The sequence below is a fragment of the Pseudoalteromonas sp. 20-92 genome (assembly GCF_030847595.1).
Lineage (GTDB): Bacteria > Pseudomonadota > Gammaproteobacteria > Enterobacterales > Alteromonadaceae > Pseudoalteromonas > Pseudoalteromonas fuliginea.
The window spans coordinates 1-3,151 of sequence record NZ_JANJGQ010000049.1 but is presented as its reverse complement, the minus strand read 5'-3'; the positions used below and the strand labels follow the sequence as shown (position 1 = coordinate 3,151).

Sequence of the window (3,151 nt, the reverse complement as noted above, 5' to 3'; positions counted from 1 at the left end):
TTTACGCCATTGCCGCCAGTAGCACATTTTTATCCTACGGCGGATCCAATGATCTAAATCCACCGTTAACTGATAAGTGTTGGCTATTAGGTAATAGTGACCCCAGCCACGTAAATACTGCGTGAGTTTATGAATTTGTAGGGTCATTGAGATCCCCCAGTTGCGGTTAGTGAATTCTCTTACATTTGCTTTAAATTTTTTTAGCGGAATATTACAGTGAACAAAGGCATGAATAAATTGACCTTACGGGGTCAAACGAAAGTGAATGCCTTTAGTTTATGCTGCGGCAACTGTATTGCCTTGTTCATAATATAGAAAAGCTGCAAAATGCGATACATTAAAAAGGGGAAGTCCTTTTAACCTAAATTAAAGCTACTCAACCCCCTTAATAGCTTCCAAAACGCCAATTTAAACAATATCAAACACTTCAATATTCTGCGTAAAAATACAGTAATCAATTGAACCAAAATAGGAACTCAGCTATGGTTTGTTTATCAATAAAAACAAATAAAAAAACGAGTTAATCTACAGGCTCGTTAGAGTTACTTGTTCCATAGCTATACAGGAGTATTTAATTTGGAAAGGAAACACCAAGTCTTTGTATCTTCAACTTACAAAGACTTAATTGAAGAACGTAAAGAAGTTATCCATGCATTATTAGAATTAGACTGCATTCCTGCGGGTATGGAGCTTTTTCCTGCAACTGATGAAGATGCATGGTCATTGATCAAAGAGGTTATTGACGGTTGCGATTATTATTTACTTATAATCGCAGGTAAATATGGTTCTGTGAACACTGAAGGTATTGGTTATACGGAAATGGAATTTGATTATGCTATTAGCCAGCATAAGCCTGTAATTTGTTTTGTTCATGAAAATATTGATGACCTTAAATCGAACAAAGTCGAAAGTACAGAAATAGGGAAAAATAGGCTAAATGCTTTTAGAGACAAAGCACAGTCAAAACATTGTAAGTTTTGGGTTTCGGCTCATGATTTAGGTGGTAAAGTTTCTCGAAGTTTAATTCAATTAAGGAAGAAACATCCTTCTGATGGTTGGGTTCCTGGACAATATGCTGCCGATCAAGAAATGCTGTCTGAGATGGAAAGGCTGAGAACCAGAATTGCTGAATTAGAAGTGGAAGCATTAAGTAGAAAAGATGGTAAACCATCAAACTATGACGAATTAGAAAACGGCGAAGACATTCATACATTATACGCAAATCTTTATATAGATAAAAAAAGACAGAAAAAAGAAGTGGTATTTTTAGAAGCAACTTGGGATAAGTTATTCTCATATTGTGGAACTGAATTATCAGGTGAGTGCTCTACTGAAGAGTTAGCAGAAAAAATAAGGCTAGCATATTTTCATTCGTTACCTGAGGAATATGATGAGTTTATTCATTACAGTGACATAATCCTACAACGTATTTGTGAAGATCAAATTCATGTTCAATTTCAAGCTTTGGGCCTTATGGAGTCAGGTATTAAAAAGCGCGCAGTATCAGATAATAAAACATATTGGAGGCTAACTCCTTTTGGTGAAAGGTATTTAATTCAAATTAGGGCATTAAAAAAGGAACTCTAACAACACGCTCTGAGGTGGACAGCAAGCGCTAAAGCTCACTTTCCACCGCAAATTTTAACAGCGGTGATCCCTTACTTTTCAATGCAGTTAAGTAAGTTGATTCATCATAGGGCGTATGTGTTTTCCAGCACCTAAATAGGATTCGTATCCACTTAAATGCTAATGATCTGATGATTGTATTATGAGGTTTTCCTTTGGCTTCTTGCTGCCAACTATCGTGGCCAAGTAACGATGCTTTTGCCCAAAATGAATAACGCACAGATAATCCTGTCCATTCCACAAATGTTTGCCTTAAAATTTAGTGCATGAGTATCGCCAGTGTATCCATTCCTTCTTCCCACTGCGTTCGGTATGCGTATTTTGTATGTTCGCATCGCATTTATAACGGTCACAATTTGACCCCATAGCGGATGAAAATAATTAGGAAATTAGGATGGTACCCATACTAATTATTGCGAAAAAATCCAACAAAAACAGTGTGATGGGTGCATTGTTGTAAATAATGAATCACGTAAAAACTGAGCTGTGTAGACAAAGTGAAAGTAAAAATAGACAGCCCAATCGGGCTACGGTAGTGGTTTATTAAAGAATAGCAAACGACTCGGCTGTATCGAACCGGCTTTCCTTTAAATAAAAAGCGGAACATTACAGTGAATAAAGGCATGAATAAATTGACCTTACGGGGTCAAACGAAAGTGAATGCGCAATGGCAACTGTATTGTCTTGTTCATAATATAGAAAAGCTGCAAAACACGATGCATTAAGAAGGGTAAGCGCTTTTACCCTAAATAAAAGCCACTCAAGTACCCGTAATCCCGTCCAAAACGCCAATTAAAACAACACCAAACTCCCACTTTATATTCTGCATAAAATACAGTAATCGATTGAACCAAAATAGGAACTCAGCTATGGTTTGTTTATCAATAAAAATAAATAAAAAAACGAGTTAATCTACAGGCTCGTTAGGTGCAAATCGAGTATGGCTACACTTTATATATTTTCAGGATTGCCGGGAACTGGTAAAAGCACTTTAGCTGCGCTTTTAAGTAAACACCTTGGATCGTCGTATTTACGAGTTGATACAATTGAGCAATCCCTAAAGGATATCTGTGGTTTAAAGGTTTATGCTGAAGGTTATCAAATAGCTTATAGATTGGCTTCAGATATTTTAATACAAGGGCTGAATGTGGTTGGCGACTCATGTAACTCTGTTCCTGAATCTAGAGTTGAATGGGAGCAAACGGCTATTAATTCTGGTGCAAAATACGTTAATATAGAAATTAGTTGTTCTAATAAAATTGAGCATAAAATCAGAGTAGAAAGTCGTGATTCTCCTGTAAAAGGTTTGGCTTTACCATCGTGGGAAAGTGTAAATGCAAGAGAGTATCACCCTTGGAATTCGGAAATAGTCTCAATTGATACTGCTGGTGAATTACCTGAACGATCAATTCTAAAGCTTATTGAAAGGCTTGGTGTATAAATACACCTAATCGGGTAGCCGGAGGTCTCTAACCTCCAGCCCCCACACCACCCATCATGCGGGTCCGCAATGGGCGGTTCATCT

At 37.2% G+C, this 3,151-nt stretch carries 4 protein-coding genes and 1 pseudogene; 3 read left to right on the top strand and 2 right to left on the bottom strand.

The window, feature by feature from the left end; genetic code table 11:
• Window positions 1–204 (bottom strand): annotated as a pseudogene (locus NRL14_RS20610) (group II intron maturase-specific domain-containing protein); the annotation flags it as partial.
• A gap of 372 nt (window positions 205–576) precedes the next feature.
• Between NRL14_RS20610 and NRL14_RS20605 the strand changes: the two are divergent.
• Complete coding sequence (locus tag NRL14_RS20605) at window positions 577–1,587, top strand: DUF4062 domain-containing protein (protein ID WP_306725498.1); 1,011 nt, start codon at window positions 577–579, stop codon at window positions 1,585–1,587.
• A 28-nt stretch (window positions 1,588–1,615) separates the two neighbouring features.
• Here NRL14_RS20605 and NRL14_RS20600 read toward each other — a convergent pair whose 3' ends face one another.
• Window positions 1,616–1,867, bottom strand: coding sequence for a hypothetical protein (locus NRL14_RS20600; RefSeq protein ID WP_008138951.1), 252 nt, complete (start codon window positions 1,865–1,867; stop codon window positions 1,616–1,618).
• 382 nt (window positions 1,868–2,249) lie between these two features.
• Between NRL14_RS20600 and NRL14_RS21125 the strand changes: the two genes are divergently transcribed.
• Together NRL14_RS21125 and NRL14_RS20595 are read left to right on the top strand one after the other, a co-directional pair.
• The gene (locus NRL14_RS21125; protein ID WP_087531795.1) at window positions 2,250–2,351 is read left to right on the top strand and encodes a transposase; all 102 of its coding nucleotides are present in this window, start codon (window positions 2,250–2,252) and stop codon (window positions 2,349–2,351) included.
• A gap of 215 nt (window positions 2,352–2,566) precedes the next feature.
• Window positions 2,567–3,067 carry an AAA family ATPase gene (locus NRL14_RS20595; protein WP_165726943.1) on the top strand — a complete coding sequence of 167 codons (501 nt, stop codon included), beginning with the start codon at window positions 2,567–2,569 and terminating at the stop codon, window positions 3,065–3,067.
• Window positions 3,068–3,151 lie beyond the last annotated feature (84 nt).